General features: G+C 66.1%; 16 protein-coding genes and 1 pseudogene. 12 read left to right on the top strand and 5 right to left on the bottom strand.

Going from position 1 to position 21,269, the window contains the following annotated elements; translation table 11 throughout:
• The first annotated feature begins 172 nt into the window (after positions 1 to 172).
• A complete protein-coding gene (locus tag DRB87_RS21745; protein WP_240756105.1) occupies positions 173 to 502 on the top strand; it encodes a GIY-YIG nuclease family protein in 330 nt (109 codons plus the stop codon).
• Here the strand turns inward: DRB87_RS21745 and DRB87_RS21740 are convergent.
• Complete coding sequence (locus DRB87_RS21740) at positions 474 to 1,628, bottom strand: serine hydrolase (protein WP_130027479.1); 1,155 nt, start codon at positions 1,626 to 1,628, stop codon at positions 474 to 476. The genes DRB87_RS21745 and DRB87_RS21740 overlap by 29 nt on opposite strands.
• 530 nt (positions 1,629 to 2,158) lie before the next feature.
• Between DRB87_RS21740 and mprF the strand changes: the two are divergent.
• From mprF to DRB87_RS21725, 3 genes and pseudogenes are all read left to right on the top strand, one after another.
• A pseudogene (mprF, locus tag DRB87_RS21735) lies at positions 2,159 to 4,881 on the top strand (bifunctional lysylphosphatidylglycerol flippase/synthetase MprF).
• Complete coding sequence (locus tag DRB87_RS21730; protein WP_240756102.1) at positions 4,878 to 6,635, top strand: virulence factor family protein; 1,758 nt, start codon at positions 4,878 to 4,880, stop codon at positions 6,633 to 6,635. The pseudogene mprF and the gene DRB87_RS21730 overlap by 4 nt, the downstream one beginning before the upstream one ends.
• 150 nt (positions 6,636 to 6,785) lie before the next feature.
• The gene (locus tag DRB87_RS21725; protein WP_130027478.1) at positions 6,786 to 8,093 is read left to right on the top strand and encodes a solute carrier family 23 protein; all 1,308 of its coding nucleotides are present in this window, start codon (positions 6,786 to 6,788) and stop codon (positions 8,091 to 8,093) included.
• 90 nt (positions 8,094 to 8,183) lie between these two features.
• Here DRB87_RS21725 and DRB87_RS21720 read toward each other — a convergent pair whose 3' ends face one another.
• Positions 8,184 to 9,098, bottom strand: a complete 915-nt coding sequence (locus tag DRB87_RS21720; RefSeq protein WP_130027477.1) for a LysR substrate-binding domain-containing protein — start codon at positions 9,096 to 9,098, stop codon at positions 8,184 to 8,186.
• Positions 9,099 to 9,465: 367 nt separating this feature from the next.
• Between DRB87_RS21720 and DRB87_RS21715 the strand changes: the two genes are divergently transcribed.
• From DRB87_RS21715 to DRB87_RS21685, 7 genes are all read left to right on the top strand, one after another.
• Entirely contained in the window at positions 9,466 to 11,112 is a 1,647-nt protein-coding gene (locus DRB87_RS21715; protein WP_130027476.1) for a DEAD/DEAH box helicase, read from the top strand.
• A gap of 152 nt (positions 11,113 to 11,264) precedes the next feature.
• Entirely contained in the window at positions 11,265 to 12,218 is a 954-nt protein-coding gene (locus DRB87_RS21710; protein WP_130027475.1) for a bile acid:sodium symporter family protein, read from the top strand.
• A gap of 171 nt (positions 12,219 to 12,389) precedes the next feature.
• Complete coding sequence (locus tag DRB87_RS21705) at positions 12,390 to 13,151, top strand: peptidylprolyl isomerase (RefSeq protein ID WP_240756101.1); 762 nt, start codon at positions 12,390 to 12,392, stop codon at positions 13,149 to 13,151.
• A 411-nt stretch (positions 13,152 to 13,562) separates the two neighbouring features.
• A complete protein-coding gene (locus tag DRB87_RS21700) occupies positions 13,563 to 14,948 on the top strand; it encodes an NAD(P)/FAD-dependent oxidoreductase (protein WP_130027473.1) in 1,386 nt (461 codons plus the stop codon).
• Positions 14,949 to 15,030: 82 nt separating this feature from the next.
• Positions 15,031 to 15,600 carry an AfsA-related hotdog domain-containing protein gene (locus DRB87_RS21695; RefSeq protein ID WP_130027472.1) on the top strand — a complete coding sequence of 190 codons (570 nt, stop codon included), beginning with the start codon at positions 15,031 to 15,033 and terminating at the stop codon, positions 15,598 to 15,600.
• A 42-nt stretch (positions 15,601 to 15,642) separates the two neighbouring features.
• Positions 15,643 to 16,449: a fatty acid desaturase gene (locus DRB87_RS21690; RefSeq protein ID WP_240756100.1), complete on the top strand. Its 807-nt coding sequence runs from the start codon at positions 15,643 to 15,645 to the stop codon at positions 16,447 to 16,449.
• Between the two features lie 13 nt (positions 16,450 to 16,462).
• Positions 16,463 to 17,959 carry an NAD(P)/FAD-dependent oxidoreductase gene (locus tag DRB87_RS21685; protein WP_130027470.1) on the top strand — a complete coding sequence of 499 codons (1,497 nt, stop codon included), beginning with the start codon at positions 16,463 to 16,465 and terminating at the stop codon, positions 17,957 to 17,959.
• Positions 17,960 to 18,028: 69 nt separating this feature from the next.
• On the opposite strand, the gene DRB87_RS21680 is transcribed toward DRB87_RS21685, so the two are convergent.
• The gene (locus DRB87_RS21680) at positions 18,029 to 18,733 is read right to left on the bottom strand and encodes a class I SAM-dependent methyltransferase (RefSeq protein ID WP_240756341.1); all 705 of its coding nucleotides are present in this window, start codon (positions 18,731 to 18,733) and stop codon (positions 18,029 to 18,031) included.
• A 266-nt stretch (positions 18,734 to 18,999) separates the two neighbouring features.
• Here DRB87_RS21680 and DRB87_RS21675 point away from each other — a divergent pair, with 266 nt between their 5' ends.
• Entirely contained in the window at positions 19,000 to 19,836 is an 837-nt protein-coding gene (locus tag DRB87_RS21675) for a helix-turn-helix transcriptional regulator (protein ID WP_240756099.1), read from the top strand.
• Between the two features lie 9 nt (positions 19,837 to 19,845).
• Here DRB87_RS21675 and crcB read toward each other — a convergent pair whose 3' ends face one another.
• On the bottom strand, positions 19,846 to 20,244 hold the full coding sequence (gene crcB / locus DRB87_RS21670; RefSeq protein ID WP_130027468.1) for a fluoride efflux transporter CrcB: 399 nt from the start codon (positions 20,242 to 20,244) through the stop codon (positions 19,846 to 19,848).
• A gap of 103 nt (positions 20,245 to 20,347) precedes the next feature.
• Positions 20,348 to 21,037: an orotate phosphoribosyltransferase gene (locus tag DRB87_RS21665; protein WP_017234978.1), complete on the bottom strand. Its 690-nt coding sequence runs from the start codon at positions 21,035 to 21,037 to the stop codon at positions 20,348 to 20,350.
• Between the last annotated feature and the right edge of the window lie 232 nt (positions 21,038 to 21,269).

The raw sequence follows: 21,269 nt of genomic DNA, 5'->3' as shown, positions 1-21,269 counted from the left end.
GCTTGCATCGCCGTGGGCATATCGTATGCTAGCGACTTCGACAGCGTCACCCGATCAGGACAAAATTCGTCGCGAACATGCCACGCTCTGTACCCGCGCCTGCCCAGTGCCCCAACGTCTTTGCCATACCGCGCGGATCGCACGACTTCCGCTATGAATCGTGGGCGACGCGATGATGGCCGTCGCGCCGAAGCCCTGGTTCGTCTATCTGCTGGAGTGCGCGGGCGGACGCATCTACACCGGCATCACCGTCGACGTAGAAGCGCGCTATGCGGCGCACGTCGCGGGCAAGGGCGCACGCTTCACGCGCGCTTATCCGCCGTCGCGCATCCTGCTCTCGCTCACCTTTGCCGATCGCTCAGCCGCCTCGCGGGCCGAGTACCGCGTCAAGCAACTGAGCGCGTCGCAGAAGCGCGCGCTCATTGCCGGCACGTTCCTTTGCGATCTCGGCGATGTTCGCGCCGCCGCCGGCTTCAAGGCACCAGGCGTGCCTGACGAATGATCCGGCGCACGTCGCGCTGGATCGCACCGAACTGGCCGCGCGACGGAATTGGCGACACCACGAGCGCCCAACTGTCGCCGGGTACAGTCTTCTCCACCACGGTGTAGTAGGTCGACTGGGTGCGGAAGAAGTCGGCGATGCCGTCGTGACTGATGCGATAGTTTCGCTCGCCCGCGCCGGGTACCATGAATACGCCAAGCGTGTAGTAAACGTCGCGATCCGCGCTGACCGGGCCGGAGCGCTTGTCGAGCAACAATGTGCGCAGCGTCTTCTCCGTGAGCAGGCTCGGCCGGCGGATGTCGAACACGCGCCAGACCTTGAGCAGTGCGCTCGTCGACATCTGCCACCCGGCGAACGGCGCCAGCAGACGCCAGTTGTCGGGCAGGGTGGCGCCGGTAATGCCAAGCGGCGCGAAGATGTGCGTTTCGCAGAAGTCCTTGTAATCGTCGCCGGAAACCGCTTCGATCACCATGCCGAGCAAGAGATACGACACGTTCGAGTAGACGAAATCGGACTTGCCTGTCGAGTGCCCGGCGTCGCCGGCGTCGAGATAGTTGAAGAAATCCGCGCTGCCGCCCACACGCCGGATCGCCAGTCCGCTGAACAGGCCGTTCACGGGATCGTTGTAGCCGTTCGTGGCGAGCCCCGCGCGATGCGCGAGCAGGCGTCGCACGGTCAGCTCGCGCAACGACGGGTCGAGCGGCTTGCCGTGCTGTTTCGAATACGTGTCGAGCAGATCGCCGAGTGTTGCGTCGAGCGAGAGTTTGCCCTGCTGCACGAGCAGCGCGATGCCGATGGCCGTGACCGACTTCGACAGACTGGCGACGGGCAGCAACTGTTCGACGCTGACGCCCGGTGTGGCCGCTTCGAGCCCCACGCCGGCATCCGATTCCGTGCGCAGCCAGACATGAGACAGGTTGTAGCGCTCCTTGAGCTGCGCCACGCCCTGCGTGAGCGTCGCCTGACCGATGGGCACCGCCGGTCGGATCGGTTTGGCCGAGCCGGACGACGGCAGCGCCACGACGACCGGACTCGTGGTCGCGGCAAGCGGCGACGACGCCGCTGACGACGCGGGCGTAGCCGCCGACGCGGTCTGGGCGAGCGCAGGGCCCGCGGTCATTAACATGGCAGTGCCCAGCAAGGCACTCAGGACACCGACGACAGCGCGGCGCACGCAGGCACCCCGTCGCCCCGTCGCGAGCGCGACGACAGGCTCGTTGCGCCGCGATACTCGCGGCAATGTCAGACGTGCCCCTGCCGGACGGCTGTGCCGTTCGACGTACATTTTCTATTCCCCCCGCGCACGATGCTTCGAACCACAAATCGACTCTCTTCGGAGCCAGAAAGGTTCGGGGTGCGCACGTGTCGCTTTGCGGCGCTCTTCGATATCGAAGTTTAGGAAAAACTTCGTTCAAACAACCAGTAAAAACGCTGAATTCTACATTAAATTGCATTTATGGAGATCAAATACCCATAGCGGCGCGCAATCGCGCGGTGGCAATGTTGGGCGGCGGGGGCAGCGCCCGAGCCGTTATCGACGAGACCTGTCACGCATCGCGGTGTAAGCTATCGCCCTGACAGGCTCTGACTCGCCCACAGGCCATGGGAGCGGCGTCCCGTAGGTGACGTCGTGCCGGCTGAAGGATCGACCGATACATGACTGAACCCTCCCGCGCGCGCCCGAGCCGGCCCGCCGATGCACCTTCCTCCGTGGCGCTGCCGATGGACGCCGCCGCGGCGTCCGCCGGTGGCGGGGCCGCGGGCGGCCCGCCCGAGCCGCCGTCCGCCGACGAAGCCGCCTGGTTTGCGTTGCCCGCGCCCCTGCGCTGGCTCCGGCGCGTGCCGTGGACCGCGGCCCGGCCGTGGCTGATCGCGGCCGGCGTCGTTCTGCTCGGCCTCTTCGTCTTCGACGCGTTGCATCACATGCTGCGCCACGTGCATTACGACGACATCGTTGCCGAGATACACAACACCCCCGTGACGCGTCTGGCGCTTGCTATGCTGGCAACCCTGGCGAGTTACGCGGCCCTCACCGGTTACGACATCTCAGGGCTTGGCTTCGCCGGGGCGAAGGTCAAGCGCTCAACGGTCGTGCTCACCTCGTTCATCGCCTACGCGCTGGGAAACTCCGTCGGTCTGGGGGTGCTCACCGGCGGCACCGTGCGAATGCGGATGTACGCCGCCGCGGGGGTCGATGCATCGAAGGTGGCGCAGGCGGTAGCGTTCAACGCCGGCGCGTTCGGTCTCGGCATGACCGTGTTCGGTTCGCTCGGCATGTTGTGGGGCGCCTCGCGCGTCTCGGCGCTGGTGCCGATTCCGGCGTGGGTGTTGCAGATGCTCGCCTTGCTGCTGCTGGCCGGCGCCGCCGCGTTCCTCGTGCTGTGCGCGCGCAAGCGCACGGTGCGCTTGCTGAACCGCTGGCCGATCCCGCTGCCGCCGCTGCGGGTCGCGGTGCGCCAGTTGCTGATCTCGGCCGCCGATCTGGGCATGGCGGCCGCCGCCTTGTGGTGTTTGCTGCCGGCCAACGTGGTGGACCTACCGACCTTCGTCGTCTTCTATGCCATTGCCATGGCGCTTGGCGTACTCAGCCACGTGCCGGGCGGCGTGGGGGTGTTCGAAGCGGTGATTCTGCTCGCGACCAACGGACACGCGCCGATCAGTCAGGTGGCGGGAGCGCTGGTGCTCTATCGCGGTATCTACTATCTGCTGCCGCTGATGCTTGCCGCATGCCTGCTCGCCGGATTCGAGTTGCGCCAAGGCCCGGCGGCGCCGATCGGTCGTGCGGCCGTGCGGCTCTTCCCCGGCCTGTTGGCGGCGCTCACGCTCGTTGCCGGGGTCATGTTGCTGATCTCCGGCGTGACGCCCGCCACACGCGACGCCGAAGACTTCCTTCGCCACCACGTGCCGCTGTTCCTCGTGGAAGTGTCGCACTTGCTCGGCAGTGTGGCGGGGCTGGCCATGCTGTTCCTCGCGCGAGGTCTGCTGCACCGGCTCGATGCCGCCTGGTGGGGCTCGCTCGGCCTGACGATCATCGCTGCCGTCCTCGCGATTCCCAAGGGCATTGCAGTGTCGGAGTGCTTCGTATTGGCCATGCTGGCGACGTTGCTGCTCGTCTCGCGCGAACAGTTCGACCGGCGCTCGTCGCTTTTCACGCAGACGTTCGAGCCGGGCTGGATCATTGCCGTGCTCTCGGTGCTCGGGGCCTGTACCTGGCTGATGTTCATGGCGTACCGGCGCGTCGAATACGCAAATCAGCTCTGGTGGCAGTTCACGTTCGACGGCGACGCCCCGCGTTCCATGCGCGCGTTGATGGTCGTGGCCGTGATCGGACTCGGGCTGTCCTTGTGGCAATTGCTGCGTCAGTCCGCCGGCGCGATCGTGCCCGCGAGCGAGGAGGAACTGGCGCGCGCGCGCGCCGTCATCCGCAAGCAACCGGCCGCCGACGCCTGTCTGGCGCTGATGGGCGACAAGAGCTTCCTGTTCTCGCCGTCGGGCAACGCTTTCATCATGTACGCAAAGCATCGCCGTTCGTGGGTGTCGCTCTCGGATCCGGTGGGCGACCAGAAGGAGTGGCCCGAACTGATTTGGCGCTTCATCGAGCTGGCCGATGCGCATGGCGGACGCGCGGCGTTCTACAAGACCCGCCCGCAGGCGCTGCCGCTCTATATCGACGCGGGACTGCGGGCCTTCAAGCTCGGCGAGGAAGCGTTCGTCTCGCTGCCCGAGTTCGGGCTGCAAGGCGCGCGTCGTGCCAATCTGCGGCATGGGGTGGCGCGCGGTGAACGCGAAGGGTTGACGCTGGAGATCGTGGCGGCGGAAGACGTCGCGCCGCATCTCGCGGAAATGCGGCGCGTATCGGAGGCGTGGCTTGCGCGCCAACATACGCGCGAGAAGGGATTCTCGTTGGGCGCGTTCACTGACGCGTACGTGGCGCGCCAACCCGTGGCGCTTGTGCGCCGCGAGGCGCGTCTCGTCGCGTTTGCCACGTTGATGTGCCCCGACATCCAGCGCATCGAAGCGAGCATCGATCTGATGCGCCAGGTGCCGGACGCTCCCCCGGCACGATGGACTTCCTGTTCGCGAAGCTGATGCTGCACTTCAAATCGCAGGGCTATCAGCGCTTCGGCCTGGGGATGGCGCCGATGTCGGGCATGGAGACGCATCAGCTTGCGCCCCGCTGGCATCGCTTCGGCCGCATGATGTTCGCGCACGGTGCGCGCTTCTATAACTTCCGTGGGCTACGCAGCTTCAAGGACAAATTCGATCCGCAATGGGAGGCGCGTTATCTGATGACGCCGGGCGGCATCGCGCCGATGCTCACGCTGGCCGACGTGGCCTCGCTCGTGGGCGGCGGATGGAAAGGAATCATGACGAAATGACGGGTCACACGATGGCGATGCACAACAAGGCGGACGATGGGCGGGCGAAATCGCGCAGGCGCGGGCGCGGCGAGGGCGCGCCGCGCTGGATCAGCCATGTTGCGGCGAGTGCCGCGACATGGGCGGTGATGATGACGTCCGGCGCCGCGCTGGCCCAGACGCCAACACCCGCGCAGGCCCCGGGAGGTCGCGCGAATGTGCTCAAGTCCGCCCCGAAGGCGGGGCCGGTCGCGCAGCCTGCGGCGGCCGCGTCGAGCGTGCCGGGTCCGGTGATGCCTCAGGCTGCGGCCGCCGCAGCTGGGGCGGTGGCCATTCGGGGGGCTGGAAGTGCCGCGCCAGAGATCCTGACGCACGGCCGCTTCGAGAACGTGCCCATCTTCCGTCCGGAAGGGGAGCCGAATGCGACGGTGCTCTTTTTCTCCGACGATGACGGCTGGACGCCGCGCGCCGAACGGATGGCCCGCGCCCTCGCGGACACCGGCGCGTTGGTGGCGGGCATCGACACCGCACGGTTGATGGCGAATTACACCAAGGACGAAATCGCCTGTGTCTACGCGGCTGGCGATCTCGATAACTTTGGCCGATGGGTCGAGGCGGCCGTCAAGCTGCCCGGCTACACGCCGCCCATTCTCGTCGGCGACGGCGTGGGCGGCACGTTCGCCTACGCGATGCTTGCGCAGGCCGGTAACGACACGTTCTCCGGCGCGCTGTCCGTCGACTTCTGCCCGGTTCTGCCGATGTCCCGGCCGCTGTGTCAGGGCGAGGGGGTGCACTTCGGACGCGGCATCACGCACACGGCCGGCGGCGCACCGATGCGATTGCTGCCCGCGCCCGTCATGAGCGCACCGTGGCTGGCAATGGGCGGCCCGGTCGGCGGACCTGCCGCGCGCGCGCCGCGCTGCGCGGACCATGTGGCGCAGGCGTTCGCCGCGCGCACGCCGAATTCGAGTTGGCTCGTCGGCGGGCTAGCGGGCAGCCTGGGCGCGACGGACGTCTCCGGCACACCGGCAGAGACGGGCGCACCCTCGACGTCCGTGCTGGCGGATTGGGTGACGCAGTACAAGAATGCGTTCCGGCGCCTGAACGCGCACCACGTAGCGGGAACGGTCCGGCCGCCCGCCGCAGTGGCCGATCTGCCCATCGTCGAGGTGCCGGCCACCGGCAAGCCTGCCGCCAATATGACCGACACGTTCGCCATCCTGATGTCGGGCGACGGCGGTTGGGCCGGACTCGACCGTGATGTCGCGGGCGCGCTCTCCGCGCACGGCATTCCGGTGGTGGGCGTGGATTCGCTGCGCTATTTCTGGTCGGCGCGCACCCCGGCATCCGGCGCGCTCGATATCGACCGCCTCATGCGCTTTTATCAGACGCGCTGGAACAAGAAGCGCGTGATCCTGATCGGCTACTCGCAAGGGGCCGATGTGCTGCCGTTCATGGTCAATCGCCTGTCGCCGGTGGCCCGCGAGCGGGTGGCGCTGCTGGTGCTGATGGGACTCGGGCAGAAGGCGGACTTCGAGTTCCGCATGACCAATTGGGTGATGTCGAGCCAGAACGGCCTGCCGATTCGTCCGGAGGTGGAGCGTCTGCCCGACGGGATGGCGATGTGCATCTATGGGGCCGACGAAGACGACAGCAACTGTCCGGGGCTCGATCCCAAGCGCGTTCAGGTCGTCAAGATGCCCGGCGGCCATCATTTCGACGGGAACTACACTGGGCTGGCCGACGTGATTCTCCAGGGCGTCGCCAAGCGGTGACGGAAGGCGGCGGGGCGGCGCTATCCAAGCGCGCCGCCTTGCCTTCCGTGCAGTGGCTCCGTACACTGCCGCCAGTTTTCCCATCGACCCACGTTCCGCACCGTCCGCACCTTTCGGATTCGGCGGCACGACCCCCAGGAGAAGAGCGACATGGCAGAGGGTTATTTCCCGAAGTGGCGGCAGCAGGACACGGCCTCCGGCCGCGTGATCGCCCCCGATGAGCGCCTGGCGTGGCCGCAAACCATCGCGATGGGCGTGCAGCACGTGGTCGCCATGTTCGGCTCGACCGTACTTGCACCGCTGCTCATGGGGTTCGATCCGAACCTTGCCATCTTCATGTCGGGGATTGGCACGCTGCTCTTCTTCGTGCTCGTCGGCGGACGCGTGCCCAGCTATCTCGGCTCGAGCTTCGCCTTCATCGGCCTGGTTATCTCGGTGACGGGCTATGCGGGCAGCGGGCCGAACCTGAATATTCCGGTGGCGCTTGGCGGGATCATCGCCTGCGGCGTGCTCTACGCCATCATCGGCCTGATCGTGATGGCCGTCGGCACTCGCTGGATCGAAGCCCTCATGCCGCCGGTGGTGACGGGCGCGGTCGTCGCCGTCATCGGCCTGAACCTCGCGCCGGTCGCGGTGAAGGGCGTCTCGGCGACTCCCTTCGACACGTGGATGGCGTTGGCGACCGTGCTGTGCGTCGGTCTCGTGGCGGTGCTCGCGCGCGGCATGGTGCAACGCCTGTTGATTCTTGTGGGCCTGCTGCTGGCCTATGCGCTGTACGCCGTGCTGACCAACGGCATGGGCCTCGGCAAGCCGATCGACTTTGCCGTGGTGGCCCATGCCGCCTGGTTCGGCCTGCCGCACTTCGCGGCGCCAGTGTTCAAGCCGGAAGCGATGGTACTGCTCGCCCCGATTGCCATCATCCTTGTGGCGGAGAACCTCGGACACATCAAGGCGGTAAGCGCCATGACCGGGCAGAGCCTCGACCGCTACATGGGCCGCGCCTTCCTCGGCGATGGTCTGGCAACCATTGTGTCGGGCAGCGTCGGGGGCACGGGCGTGACGACTTACGCCGAGAATATCGGCGTGATGGCCGTCACGAAGATCTATTCGACGCTGGTGTTTGCCGTGGCGGCGGTGATCGCGCTGGTGCTGGGCTTCTCGCCGAAATTCGGCGCGGTGATTCAGACGATCCCGGGTCCGGTGCTGGGCGGCGTGTCGATCGTGGTGTTCGGTCTGATTACCGTGGCCGGCGCGCGCATCTGGGTGCAGAACAAGGTCGACTTCTCGGATAACCGCAACCTGATCGTCGCCGCCGTCACGCTGGTGCTCGGCGCGGGCGACTTCACGCTTAAGTTCGGTAGCTTCTCACTGGGCGGCATCGGTTGCGCTACGTTCGGCGCCATCATCCTCTATGCGTTGCTGCGCGGGCGTGGTGCGTCGGCACCGGCGGCGATGTAGGTCGACTCGCTCGCCTCACCGGTCACACCGGACGCGCTGGACCGGCTGGATTCGCCGGCATTGACGGCACAAGCGATCACGGCACGATGATTACGTCGTGCCGTTTTCGTTAATGGCGGCGGGCGTGGCCTGCAGCCCTTCAAGCAATTGCCGCGCGTAGACAGGCAGGGCGTCGCGCTCACGCACGCACAGCACCAGCGTGCGCAGGGCCCACGCGTCGGAGAGCGGCACGATGCCGAGGCCCAGCGTGGCGGCCGAGCGTGCGGCGGCGCTCAGCGGCACGATGCCCAGCGCGGCCCCCGCCGCCACGGCGCGGCACAGACTGTCGAAGTCTCGCAGGCGCACACGGTAGTGCAACGGTCGACCGGCTCGCCTGGCGTGCCCGTCGAGGTGCTCGGCCAGTGCGCTGTGCTCGGGCAGGCCGATGAACGCCGAGTCCAGTACGTCGATGAAGGCCACTTCGGCGCGCGAGGCCAACGCGTGCCCAGGCGGTGTGACGACCACCAGCCGGTCCTGCCGGAATGGCACCGTCTCGAGCCCCGTCAATTCGATCCAGTCCGAGACCACGCCAATGTCGGCGGCGCCTTCCAGGACCGCTTGCACGACGGCCGGGCTCGTCTGCTCGCGCAGGGAGATCTCCACATTCGGATGCTCGGCGAGGAATGCCCCCAGCAGATCCGGCAGAAACTCGGACATCGCCACGGTGTTCGAGGCAATACGCACGTTCCCCCTGAGCCCGGCCGCGTATTCGCCGAGTTCGCCACGCAGCTGCTCGATCTGGGCGAGCACGCGCTGGGCGTGAGCGAGCAGGGCGCGGCCGGCGGGGGTGGGCATGACGCCCTGGCGGTGGCGCATGAAGAGCGCGATGCCCAGCGCCTCTTCGAGCCCGCGAATACGGGCGCTGGCAGAGGCCAGTGTCAGATGGGCGCGCTCGGCGCCGCCGGTGATGCTGCCGGCATCGGCAACCAGCACGCACAGACGCAGGTCGGTCAGGTCGAATCGCACAGGGCAGGCAGGCCGGATGGCTTCGGGGGCAATGACGCCAGTGTAGCGGCTTGGGCGATAGGCGCGCAGACACCCGGCGGAACGTCCGAATTTCGGACCCTGGGGAAGGCAAATGGCGATGCCGACTGACTTGGGAAAGGGCACATGGTAAACTACGGGCTTCCAAGACACGGCCGTACCCGCGACGGCCTCGCCCGCCAAGCCGCTTGATTTCATTCGCCGGCGGGTCGTCTTGCAGGCGTCTTTCGGCGCATCGCCCTAATGAGCGCGATGCCTGTCGCACGCCCTACGCGGGCATTCCCTCAAGAACACACAACATCGATACGCGCGGGGACACACTTCGTGGAGTCCGCGCATTGGTCCATATATGTCTTTTGAAAAGCTCGGCCTGTCGGCCGACATCCTGCGTGCCGTGGCCGACCTTGGCTACACGCACCCGACTCCCATTCAACTGCAAGCGATTCCGGCCGTCCTGCAAGGCGGCGATCTCCTCGCCGGTGCCCAGACCGGGACCGGCAAGACGGCAGGCTTCACGCTGCCTATCCTGCAAATGCTCTCCACGCGTGCGCGCGCGGCGGCGTCCAACGGCAAGCGCTCCGTGCGCGCGCTCGTGCTGACGCCCACGCGCGAGTTGGCCGCCCAGGTCGAGGAAAGCGTCACGCAATACGGCAAGTACCTGCCGCTCACGTCCATGACCGTGTTCGGCGGCGTGTCGATGGTGCCGCAGGTCAAACAATTGGCGCGCGGCGTGGACATTCTCGTCGCGACCCCTGGCCGTCTGCTCGATCACATGCAGCAGAAGACGGTCGATCTTTCTGGCGTCGAGATTCTCGTGCTGGACGAAGCCGACCGCATGCTCGACATGGGCTTCATTCGCGATATTCGCCGTGTGCTGGCGGTGCTGCCGTCGAAGCGCCAGAACCTGCTGTTCTCGGCCACGTTCTCCGACGAGATCAAGCAACTGGCCGACGGCCTGCTCAAGTCGCCCGCGCTCATCGAAGTGGCGCGTCGCAATACGACGGCGGAAACCGTCGCGCAGAAGATCCACCCGGTCGATCGCGACCGTAAGCGCGAGCTGCTCGAACACCTCGTGCGCGAGCACAACTGGTTCCAGGTGCTCGTGTTCACGCGCACCAAGCACGGCGCGAACCGGCTCGCCGAGCAGCTCACGAAGGGCGGCATTCCGGCGCTCGCCATTCACGGTAACAAGAGTCAGGGCGCCCGCACGCGCGCGCTCGCCGAATTCAAGAGCGGCACATTGCAGGTGCTGGTTGCGACCGATATTGCCGCGCGCGGCATCGACATCGACCAGTTGCCCCACGTGGTCAACTTCGACCTGCCGGAAGTGGCGGAGGACTATGTCCACCGCATCGGCCGCACGGGACGCGCCGGCGCAAACGGCGAGGCCGTGTCGCTTGTGTGCGTGGACGAACACCAACTGCTCACGCAGATCGAACGTCTCATCAAGCGCACCATCGATCGCGAAGTGATCCCGGGCTTCGATCCGGATCCGCATGCCGTGGCGCAACCGATTCGCAAGGCGCAACAAGGCCGTGGGGCCGGTGGTGGACGTGGCGGGCGCAGCGGCGACGACGACGCGCGCCAACCGGCCCGCGCCCCGCGTGAAGCGCGTGAGCCGCGCGATGGCGGTCGTGCCGCACGCCCGGGCAACGAGCCGAAGACGCGTCGCGAAGGCGAGCGCGGTGGCCGAAAGAGCAGCGGTGCCGGGAACGGCGCAAATGCGGGGCACGGCGCGCAGGTCGCGAACGCGGGACAAGGCGGGCAGCAACGCCATCAGGCGCAGGCGCCCAAGCGTCAGGGCGATGCCCAACGCGCGGCCACACCGGCGGCCGGCGCAGCGCGCCAAGGTCGCGACGGCCGCACGGGGCAGACTGCCTCGCGCGGGCAAGGAGGCGGCGCAGAGCGCAGCGATTTCGCACAGCGCGGGCCGCGTCCGGCGCGTCGCGACGCGGCTGGCGGCGCCTTGCTGATGGGCAAGGCGAAACGCGACTGAACGGCTCAGGAAGGGCATCCGGCGCAAATTAAGTAAAATATTAAGCTTTTGCGCCCGGTGGCCCGGGCGTGGCAGGGACGATGAGGCGGCGAGCAAGGCGGCCTCATCGGCTTACCCGCGCACGTGCCGCATTCCCCTTCCCTGAGGATTTCATGATCGCCCGTATTACCCGGCTGTTCCCGTTGTGGGCTCTGCTGCTGTCCGTTTCCGCCTATTTCTCGCCGGGCAGTTTTTCCGGCGTTACGCCGCACGTCACGGCGCTCCTGACCGTGGTGATGTTTGCGATGGGCGTCACGCTCACCGTCGACGACTTCAAGCGCGTGCTCACGCGACCCGCGCCGATCGTCGCCGGGGTGGTGTTGCACTATCTCGTGATGCCGCTGGCTGCCTGGGTGATCGCGCGCGTGCTGCACATGCCGCCCGATCTGACGGCCGGCATGGTGCTTGTGGGCAGCGTTGCGAGCGGCACGGCCTCGAATGTCATGATTTATCTCGCCCGCGGCGACGTGGCCCTGTCGGTGACGATCAGCGCAATGTCGACGCTCGTCGGCGTGTTCGCGACCCCGCTGCTCACGCGCTTGTACGTCGACGCTTCCATCGTGGTCGACGTCGAGGGCATGTTGCTGTCGATTCTGCAGATCGTGGCGCTGCCGATTGGCGCGGGCCTGCTCATCAATCGCTATTTCGGTCGTGCGGTGCGCGCGGTCGAAGGCTATCTGCCGCTCGTCTCGATGGTCGCGATCGTGCTCATCATCGGCGCGGTCGTCGGCGCGAATCAGGGCAACATTGCCACGGTGGGTCCGTTGGTGATGCTCGGTGTCGTGTTGCACAACGGTCTGGGCCTGCTGGGCGGGTACTGGGGCGGTCGTCTGCTGGGCTTTGACGAATCGATCTGCCGTACGTTGGCCATCGAAGTCGGTATGCAGAACTCCGGCCTGGCGGCAACACTCGGCAAAATCTACTTCACGCCGCTCGCCGCACTGCCCGGGGCGCTCTTCTCGGTCTGGCACAACTTGTCGGGTTCGCTGCTCGCGGGCTACTGGCGTGGTCGTCCGACCGGCACCGCCAACGATGCGCCGGCGGTGGTCACACGTCCGTCTCACTGAGTGTTTTCGTGCGCCGCATGCGAGTGTGTGCGGCGCGCAACGGCCGCCCGCACCGTCATCGCGGGCATTTGCCTTTCTGACGCGCATCGCCTACAACTTCGATATACCGTCGCGCCCCGGCATGCGAAGCGGCGCGACCGGTGGCAGTCAATGTTTTGGCGGGAGTGCGTTATGTCTTTGCGAGTCAACGGAATTGTCATCGACGCACGCCGCGTCGCCGATGAGATCGATCAGCATCAGGACGAGGCCGATCCGGAGGTCGCCGCACAGCACGCGTTGGTGAGCCGCGAATTGCTGCGCCAGCGCGCATTCGACTTGCGTTTATTCGACGAGAACGATGCGATGCCCGCGAGCGACGACGCTATCGTCGATGCACTGTTCACGCGGGACGTTCAAGTGCATCGTCCCACCGACGCCGAATGCCGGGCCTACTTCCACGAACACGCCGGCCAGTTCCGTGTAGGCGACCGGGTGCAGGCGAGTCATATTCTGTTTGCGATGTCGGCGAGTGTGCCGCTGTCGACGACCTTGGAGCGGGCGCAGTCGGCACTGGATGCCGTGCGCGCCAATCCCGATTCGTTCGAAGCGGTGGCGCAATCGATGTCGGATTGCCCGTCGGGTCGCACGGGCGGAAGTCTAGGTATGCTCGCGCGTGGCAGTGGCGCACCCGAGTTTGAGTTGGTGCTGTTTTGCGGCGACCGACTTGGCGTGGTGCCGAGACTGGTCAACACGCGCTACGGCTTCCACGTTGTGCGGATCGAGCGCCGGGTGAAGGGGCACATGCCGCCCTACGAACGCGTGGCTGAGCGCATCGCTGCGCAGTTATACGAGCAGGCGCGTGCGCGGGCGTTGCGGCACTACGTGGCGCTGCTCGCCGGTGTCGCCGACATTAGCGGTGCCAACGACGATGACGGACCGGTGCGTGTGCAATAGCGTATGGTCGGCTGTCGGAACGGCGTGCGTGTCCTGCCAAGTGCGGCAGGGCGCGCGAGTGCATCGATGGACTGATCAGGCAACGTCGTAGCGTCCGGTGTTGTGCTCCGAAGGGCTGGGTTCTGTGTCAGACAGAACCCAGCCCTTTCGTTTTTTCGCGCCACGCAGCGCGTTCGGTGAGGAAGCGCACCGCGCCCGCGTTGCCGTCGTCATGTGCCATCCAATGATTGGATTGGGATCCAACGCGTTGCGGAGTCCACGTTTGCGCTCGCTCGTGTAGAGCACTATCAGTGACCGCCCGATGGGATGCAAACGATGAACCGCGTTCGCCTATCCTTAGGATGTCGTGATATTCAAGTGTCAATTTCACGATACTTAAAGCATGCCTAATGAACATGCGGGGGATCCCTGATGGCAACCACTGCGACGTGCGCCGTCGTTGGCGGCGGCATTTCCGGCATTGCGGCTGCACATTATCTACGCGACGCCGGCCTTCATGTCGAGCTTATCGAGCAGCACCGGTCCCCCGGTGGCCGGATCACCACTGCGACGCTCGACGGCGACCGAATCGATCTCGGCGGCAAGAACATCGGCCGGCACTATCTGCGCTTTCGCAAGCTCGCGCACGCCCTCGGACCCTTCGCGTTCGAGCCGTTCGGCATCAACACATCGCGCATTCGCGACGGAAAGATCGTCACGCTCGACAGCACGCGCCGCCTTGGCAGCACGCTTGCGTATCTGCGCGGTTGTCCCGCGGCGGATGCCATGCGCCTTGCCGCGCTTTGCGCGCGCGTGTGGCTCGACGCGCGCAATCGGTTCCTGGACGGACCGTCATTTGCCCGGCTGGCGCGAGATGCCGACGATGCGCCGCTGGCTTCGCATTTCAGCCCGGCGTTCTGTCGCGCTGTGGTGCGGGCAATGTCGGTGCGAATGAACGGTGCGGAGCCCGACGAAATTCACCTCGGCAATTTCGGCACTCACCTGGGCATGTGGCTCGACACCTATGATCAGCTCGAGGCGGGCATGGGGGCGTTTATCGGTGCGGCGACCGCACCGCTGGAGGTGCGATTCAATGCCCGCGTCGAGCGGCTCATGGTGCGTCACGGACGGGTTTCCGGTTTGCAGGTGCGGCAATTCGATGGGCGAACCGATCATCTGGAATACGACCATGTGGTGCTCGCCACGCCGGCAGGGGTGAGCGCGGATCTGCTGCGCGAGCACGACGCGGCACTCGCCGCCGCGTTCGACGAAATACGCTATTTTCCGGTGCTCGTGGTGGTGGCCGCTTACCGCCGGCCGATATTCTCCGCGAACGTGCGCGGTCTGTCGTTCGGCCCGGACAACGCACTGAGCAACGCCGGCGCCTACGGCATCGACAGACTCGACCGCGTGCGCTACACGTTCAGCGGCCGCAAGGCGCGCGCCGTCATCGCAAGTGCGCGAAGCGCGGGCAGCCTTGACGGGCCGGACGCCGAAGCATTGCTGGATCTCGCCGAGACGACCTTGCGCCAGTACGTTCCCGTGGAACGGGCCGACCGGCGCGACGTTGTCGCGCATCTTTTCGATCCGGGGTTGTGTGCGTACGCGCCGCATCACTATCGGCTGCGCGCATGGCTCGACGATCGGCGCCATGGCATCGACGGTCTTGCCTTCGCCGGCGATTATCTGCGCGGCGCGTCGATTGAGGCGTGCATGCTCTCCGCGCAGGAGGCGGCGGTTCGCATCGCCCAGTCGCACCTCGCGCATGATCTACGCGCATCGCGCGCCATCGATTACGGCTTCCACGCATCGTCTTAAGTCCAGCATCGATCCCCCAGGCCAGCTCGCCGTCAACCCGGTGGGCCAGGTTCCGTCCCCCCATTGTCTGAACGGAGTCGCCATGAACCTTCAAACTTCCGTGACCGGCCGCCCTGCCGGTACCTCCGATGTCACCACCGCCGACGCCTTTGCCATGCCGGGCAAGCTCGACCGGGCGATGGTTCACAAGACGAATCCGGTCAATGTCTTCGTCGCGTCGATCGAGCGGGCGCAAGCCACACCCGAGGGGCACGATACCTTTACCGCTGTGCTTGCGATCGATCCGAACCACGCGTTCTTCTTCGAACATCCCCTCGACCACGTTCCCGGCCTGATGATGATCGAAGCCACTCGCCAGACCGGCACTGCGATCTCGCACCGCTTCTACGAGGTGCCGCACGACCTCGTCTTTGTCCTCAATTCGCTGGAAGTCACCTTCGAGCATTTCGCCGAGCTGCACGCGCCGCTGTCGGTGCGATTCGTGATCGTCGCCAAAACCTATCGTCATGACCGCTTGTCCGCGCTGGCCTGCGAAACACAGTGGCTGCAGTTCGGCCGCCCACTGGGCACGATGAACGCGCGCTGGAGCTTCTCTTCGCCGGCGCTGCTTGCCCGCTTGCGTCACTCGGCCAAGACGGGTGACATCCATTGAATCGCGTCGACGGCGATGAGCCGTGCGCTGCAGGGAGGCATCATGAGACATCTCGCCCGGCTTCTGGGCCTGCGCTACACCGAAGATCTTGCACCGCTGGCGCTGGTGGCCGGTGCGGCATTGTTGCAGTGGGCCGCCTATTTTCTCGTGCGCGATCCGTGGGCGGCGATCGCGTGCGCGACGGTGCTCCTGTTGCCCCAGATTGCCGTCTCGACTGCCGTACATAACCAGTCGCACATGGGCATGTTCGCGGGGGCCTGGGCCAACCGCGTGCTGGAATGGGTGATGGCCCTGGAAACCGGCATGTACGCGGCAAAGTTTCGCCTGCATCACAGCCGAGGACATCACCTGCACTACACCGAACCGGAGCGGGATCCGTCGCGCTGGATCGACGCCGGCGGTTGCCGGATGTCGCGGCTGGCTTACGTCACTCACTATTTCCTGACATACGACTATCACGTGCTGCGCATCGGCCGGACCTGTACGCGATTGCGTCGCCGCTGCCTCTGGCAGGTCGCGGCCAGCAACCTCGCATTGGTCGCTTTGCTGTTTCACGACCCGCGCAATGCGGTGCTGTTTTTCGTCGTGCCAAGGATCCTGGTCTGGCTGAACTTCATTCACATGACGTACGACGATCATATCGATCTCTACGCCAGCGATCCGTTCAAGGCATCGCACACGAAGGCCAACCGGTGGCTCAATCTTGTGTTCTTCAACAACGGCTATCACCTCGCGCATCACGTGCGGCCGGGCTTGCACTGGAGCCGGCTACCTGAATTCCATCGGCAGATTGCCCACCGGATCGACGTGCCGCCATCGTCGACGCCATTGAATCGCTGGTTCCGATAACGAGGGGTGAATCATGACGGTTTCATCGACGCGGGCGCGCCGCACGCCCACCGACGCCCCATCGACCGCCTGGCGTGCCATCGTCGTCGGCGCAGGCATGGCGGGCTTGCTCGCCGCGCATGCACTCTCGGGGCACTTCGATGAAGTGTGGCTCGTCGAGCGCGACGAGCTGCCCGATTCTCCTGACCCGAGGGCGGGCGTGCCGCAGGGGCACTATGTACATCAACTGCTGATGCGGGGGCGCCGAACGCTCGATGCGCTGTTTCCCGATCTGGGCCAGGCCTTGCTCGACGCGGGCGCGGTGCCGCTCGACTGGTATCGGTCTGTGCGCTGGTTCGGTGCCGCGGGTTGGATGCCGCCCGCAGGCGAGGGCTTCGTCACATGGTCGACGAGCCGTGGCCTGCTCGAGTTCGCGGTGCGCCAGCGCGTGCTCGCCAAGCGGAACGTTCGTGTTCTGACCGGCTGCGACGTCACGGGGTTGCGTTTCGATGCGACGCTCGCACGCGTTTGTGGCGTGACGATTCGGCGTCGCGCGGGCGGATCGCGCGGACAAGCCGAAGCTGCCGAAGATGTCACGACCTTGCCGGCCGCCTTCGTTGTGGACGCGAGCGGTCGCAACTCGCATGCGCCGTCGTGGCTGCGAGCGATGGGGATGGACGTCGTACGCGAGACCGTCGTGGATGCCCGTGTCGGGTACGCGAGCCGACTCTATGCGGTGCCGAAGCCGTCGGTCCGGCGCGATTGGCAAGCGCTGGTGGTGCACGGCCGGCCACCCGAATGCCTGCGCAGCGGCACGATCTTCCCCATCGAGGACAACCGGTGGATCGTCACGTTGACGGGGGCCGGCGGCGATTATCCGCCGGGCGATGCCGACGGCTTCCTGGCTTTCGCGAAAAGCCTGCGGGTGTCGACCCTCCACGAAGCGATTGCCCACGCCGAGCCGGTCTCGCCGATCCGTCAGTTTCGCCGGACGGAAAATCGGTTACACCATTTCGACGAAATGCAGCGCTGGCCCGCGGGCTTCGCGGTGCTGGGCGACGCCGCATGCAGCTTCAATCCGGTGTACGGGCAGGGCATGACGATTGCGGCATTGAGCGCGGTGGCGCTCGATGCCCATCTACATGTCTTTCGTCGCGCCAACGATGCCCCGGGTGGCCTGGCCTTGCAACGTGCCCTCGCCCACGTGGCGCAGCGCGCGTGGATTTTCGCGACCGGCGTCGATTTACGTCAGACGGGGGAGCGGGGCGCCACGCATTGGCGGGCGCGGCTCATGCAACATTACGTGGAGTCGCTGCTCGGTCTCGCCGTCGACGATGCCGCCATCTACCGGCGCTTTCTGCGCGTGATGCACATGGTCGAACCGCCGTCCGCGCTGTTCACCCCCTCGGTGACGGCGCGGGTTGCCTGGCGGATTGCCGCGCAGCGCGCGGCGCTCGCATTTGCACCGCGACGTTCCGCATCGCGTTACCCACGTGATTTGGCGGGGGTGAGGAAAAACGGACAAAAGTGATCGCTGGTAAAGGGAAAGCGGGCGCGTCGCTACGAGGGATCGCGCTCGCCTGCCGCTACCTCCCGACGTTCAACCGGCAATCAGTTCGAGCGTCAGCGTGTCGAGCGTGAACGAGCCGTCGTCCTGAATCCTGAAATGACGACGCACGTCGTCGGCCATGGCCGTTTGCAGCGCGCGAATGGCCACCTGCATCGGCGCTGGCGTACGCATGCGCGCGGTCCACGTCTTGAAGTCAAGATCGAGTGTGCGTGGCGTGAGCGATGCCACCGATAATCCCGCTCCAGCAGCCATCGTCAGCCATTCGCTCGCGGCGTAGTTGCGCACGTGCGACGTATCGCGCAACACTTCGACCGCTTGCAGATACGTGTCGAACAGCGGCCGCCCCGTCGAGGCGACGTCGCAGATCACGACGCGTCCGCCGGGCTTGAGCACGCGGCGCATCTCGCGCAGCGCGGCGCCCACGTCGGCCCAGTGATGCGCACTGTATCGGCTGAAGACGAGATCGAAGCTGGCATCGGCGAACGGCAGCGATTCGGCCGCGCCCAGTTGCGTGTCGACGTTCGTCAGGCCGCGCCTGGTCGCCTCGCCTGCGACCACGCCAAGCATGTCGGCGGACAGATCGTAGGCCACGACGCGCGCGACGTGCGGCGCCGCGAAGAAGCTCACGTGTCCCGCGCCGCACCCCAGGTCGAGTACCTGCGCACCCGGATGCGCGCGAGCGATCGCGGCGAGTTGCTCCAGATCGGCGCCCTGCGCGTGATTGGCACTCGTCAGATAGGCCGATGCCTGCGGGCCGAACTGACCGGTGACGACGGCGTTATGGCCATGATGCGCGTGGTGGGTGTCCTGCGCCCCTGCGGGGCGGTGGACGAACCCGGGCGGGAAGGGAATGACGGGGTTTCGCTCACGGTGAGTCTCCTACGTGGGTGGGGCAGGGCGCGATGCAAGAGGAGTCGGCCCGCCCGGGCGCTTGCGCGATGTGGGTCAGTGTCACGATAATGGCTCGTCAATACCGGTACAAGTTACCTATTTATCCTGGTATGAAAACTACCCCTATCCCTAAGCCCGACTTGGCGCCTGACGCGCCGGCCCCTCACGGTGACGATGCGCGCCAGCGTCGCGCGCTCGGCGACTTCTTGCGCGCGCATCGCGAGCGGCTGACCCCGGCGGCCGCCGGACTGCCGCCTTTGGGGCGGCGTCGCACGCCGGGATTGCGGCGCGAGGAAGTGGCGCAGTTGTGCGGCTTGTCGGCCACCTGGTACACCTGGATCGAGCAGGCACGCGACGTGTCGATCTCGGCGGGCGCACTGGCGGCCGTTGCCGGCGCGCTGCGGCTTTCGCGTGCCGAACGGGCCTACCTGTTCGATCTGGCGGGCAAGCGCGATCCGGAGCGCGGTGCCGTGCCGTTGCCGCACCATGCGTCGGCACAGGTGCAGGCGGCCGTCGCCGCCGTGGCGGCTCCGGCGTATGCGCTGGATCGATGCTGGGACGTCCTCGCCTGGAACGCGGCCGCCGCCGACATCTTCCATGGCTGGCTCGACGCCCCGGGGGCAAAGAACCTGCTGCGCTACATCTTTCTCGACGCGGGCGCACCCACGTTGATTCAGGATTGGGAGCGTCGCGCAAGACGCGTCGTTGCCGAGTTTCGTGCCGAATGCAGTGCCTACCTTGACGATACGCCCGTGCGCGCCCTCACGGACGAATTGCAGCGAGACAGCCGCAGGTTCGCCTCGCTCTGGTCGCAGCAGGATGTCGTCGAGCGAGAAGGCGGGCGGCGTGGCTTTCATCACGCGGTGCGCGGCGATATCGATTTCGCGCAGGTCACGTTCCGCCTGTCGGGGCACGACGACGTCAAGCTCGTGATGTTGCTGCCGTAGTGCGGTTACTTAGAGGGCTGGGCGCAACCATTGTATGAGCAGCGTGATGCTGGCCATGCCTAGCAGGGTCATGACGAGCGAGCCCCCGACGTGAACCGCCACGGTGAGCGACGCCCAGCCCATCTGCCCTTCGCGCAGCAGTGTGGCGACTTCGGCGGAGAAGGTGGAGAACGTTGTGAGGCCGCCGAGAAAGCCGGTAACGATCAACAGTCGCCACTCGACAGGGATCGACGGAAAGTGGCTGAAGAGGGCGACGGCGACGCCGATCAGGTAGCCGCCCACGAGATTGGCGACGAGTGTGCCGAGCGGGAGCGTCGGCAGGATCGCATTGAGCTGTACGCTCAGCGCCCAGCGCAATAGCGCGCCTAACGCTGCCCCGATGCTGATGGCGAAGACCGACGCGAACATGGGTGACTCCTCTGCCGAACGGATGCAGCTAAAAAAACGGCCGACCTTTTCAGGCCGGCCGTTCTCGCCTCTCAAGCGAATACTACGGGCATTGCCACGAGACTCAGTCCTTCGGGAACGACGTGGCGCCGCCGTGCGCGCCCGACCATTCGGCCGGTGCGTGCAGGAATTTCTCGACCTCGTCGAGCGTCTTCGTGTCGAAGTGGTTCTGCTGCTTGGCAACGCGCAGCACGTCCCACCACGTGGCGAGCGAGTGCAGCTCGACATCGATGTCCTTGAGCACCTGCCGGCTCTCCGGGAAGATGTCGTAGTGGAAGACCACGAACACGTGATTGACCTTCGCACCGGCGTCGCGCAGCGCCTTGCAGAAGTTGATTTTGCTGCGGCCATCGGTCGTCAGGTCTTCGACGAGCAGCACGCGCGAGCCTTCCGGCAGATCGCCTTCGATCTGCGCGTTGCGGCCGAAGCCCTTCGGTTTTTTGCGAACGTACTGCATCGGCAGCATCAGCTTGTCGGCGATCCAGGCCGCGAACGGAATGCCTGCGGTCTCACCGCCGGCGACCGTATCGAACTGCTCGCAGCCGACGTCCTGAATGATGACGGCCTCGGCGAAGTCCATCAGCGTACGGCGCACGCGCGGGTACGAGATCAACTTGCGGCAGTCGGTGTACACCGGGCTGGCCCAGCCCGACGTGAAGATATACGGCTTCTCGGCGTTGAAATGCACCGCGCCCACTTCGAGCAGGATCTTGGCGGTGATGTCGGAAATCGCCTGGCGGTCGATGCCAATCATGATGCGGTTCCTAAGCGTAGCTGCCCGCCGTGCGGCGCGCAGCCAGGAGTCATGGGTGAGTCGGCGGGGACCGTAGCGCAGGGCGCTGCGGCAGGACGCCGTCTAAGGCGGCGGGTCGGCACGTCTGGCAACGACCGACCGGCGCTTAAGCGCGAATTATGCCACAAGTTTCAGCAAACGCGCGGTCAATTATGCACGGAGCGTATATTTTCCATTCGACAACTCCGCATAA

The sequence above is a fragment of the Pandoraea sp. XY-2 genome (assembly GCF_004193915.1).
Taxonomy (GTDB): Bacteria; Pseudomonadota; Gammaproteobacteria; order Burkholderiales; family Burkholderiaceae; genus Pandoraea; species Pandoraea cepalis.
This window is presented reverse-complemented; position numbering and strand designations above follow the sequence as displayed.

What these genes read in the sequence shown, in the direction of transcription:
- DRB87_RS21745 (WP_240756105.1), top strand. Translation starts at nt 173, where the DNA reads ATGATGGCCGTCGCGCCGAAGCCCTGGTTCGTCTATCTGCTGGAGTGC.
- DRB87_RS21740 (WP_130027479.1), bottom strand. Translation starts at nt 1,628, where the DNA reads ATGTTAATGACCGCGGGCCCTGCGCTCGCCCAGACCGCGTCGGCGGCT.
- DRB87_RS21730 (WP_240756102.1), top strand. Translation starts at nt 4,878, where the DNA reads ATGACGGGTCACACGATGGCGATGCACAACAAGGCGGACGATGGGCGG.
- DRB87_RS21725 (WP_130027478.1), top strand. Translation starts at nt 6,786, where the DNA reads ATGGCAGAGGGTTATTTCCCGAAGTGGCGGCAGCAGGACACGGCCTCC.
- DRB87_RS21715 (WP_130027476.1), top strand. Translation starts at nt 9,466, where the DNA reads ATGTCTTTTGAAAAGCTCGGCCTGTCGGCCGACATCCTGCGTGCCGTG.
- DRB87_RS21710 (WP_130027475.1), top strand. Translation starts at nt 11,265, where the DNA reads ATGATCGCCCGTATTACCCGGCTGTTCCCGTTGTGGGCTCTGCTGCTG.
- DRB87_RS21705 (WP_240756101.1), top strand. Translation starts at nt 12,390, where the DNA reads ATGTCTTTGCGAGTCAACGGAATTGTCATCGACGCACGCCGCGTCGCC.
- DRB87_RS21700 (WP_130027473.1), top strand. Translation starts at nt 13,563, where the DNA reads ATGGCAACCACTGCGACGTGCGCCGTCGTTGGCGGCGGCATTTCCGGC.
- DRB87_RS21695 (WP_130027472.1), top strand. Translation starts at nt 15,031, where the DNA reads ATGAACCTTCAAACTTCCGTGACCGGCCGCCCTGCCGGTACCTCCGAT.
- DRB87_RS21690 (WP_240756100.1), top strand. Translation starts at nt 15,643, where the DNA reads ATGAGACATCTCGCCCGGCTTCTGGGCCTGCGCTACACCGAAGATCTT.
- DRB87_RS21685 (WP_130027470.1), top strand. Translation starts at nt 16,463, where the DNA reads ATGACGGTTTCATCGACGCGGGCGCGCCGCACGCCCACCGACGCCCCA.
- DRB87_RS21675 (WP_240756099.1), top strand. Translation starts at nt 19,000, where the DNA reads ATGAAAACTACCCCTATCCCTAAGCCCGACTTGGCGCCTGACGCGCCG.
- crcB (WP_130027468.1), bottom strand. Translation starts at nt 20,244, where the DNA reads ATGTTCGCGTCGGTCTTCGCCATCAGCATCGGGGCAGCGTTAGGCGCG.
- DRB87_RS21665 (WP_017234978.1), bottom strand. Translation starts at nt 21,037, where the DNA reads ATGATTGGCATCGACCGCCAGGCGATTTCCGACATCACCGCCAAGATC.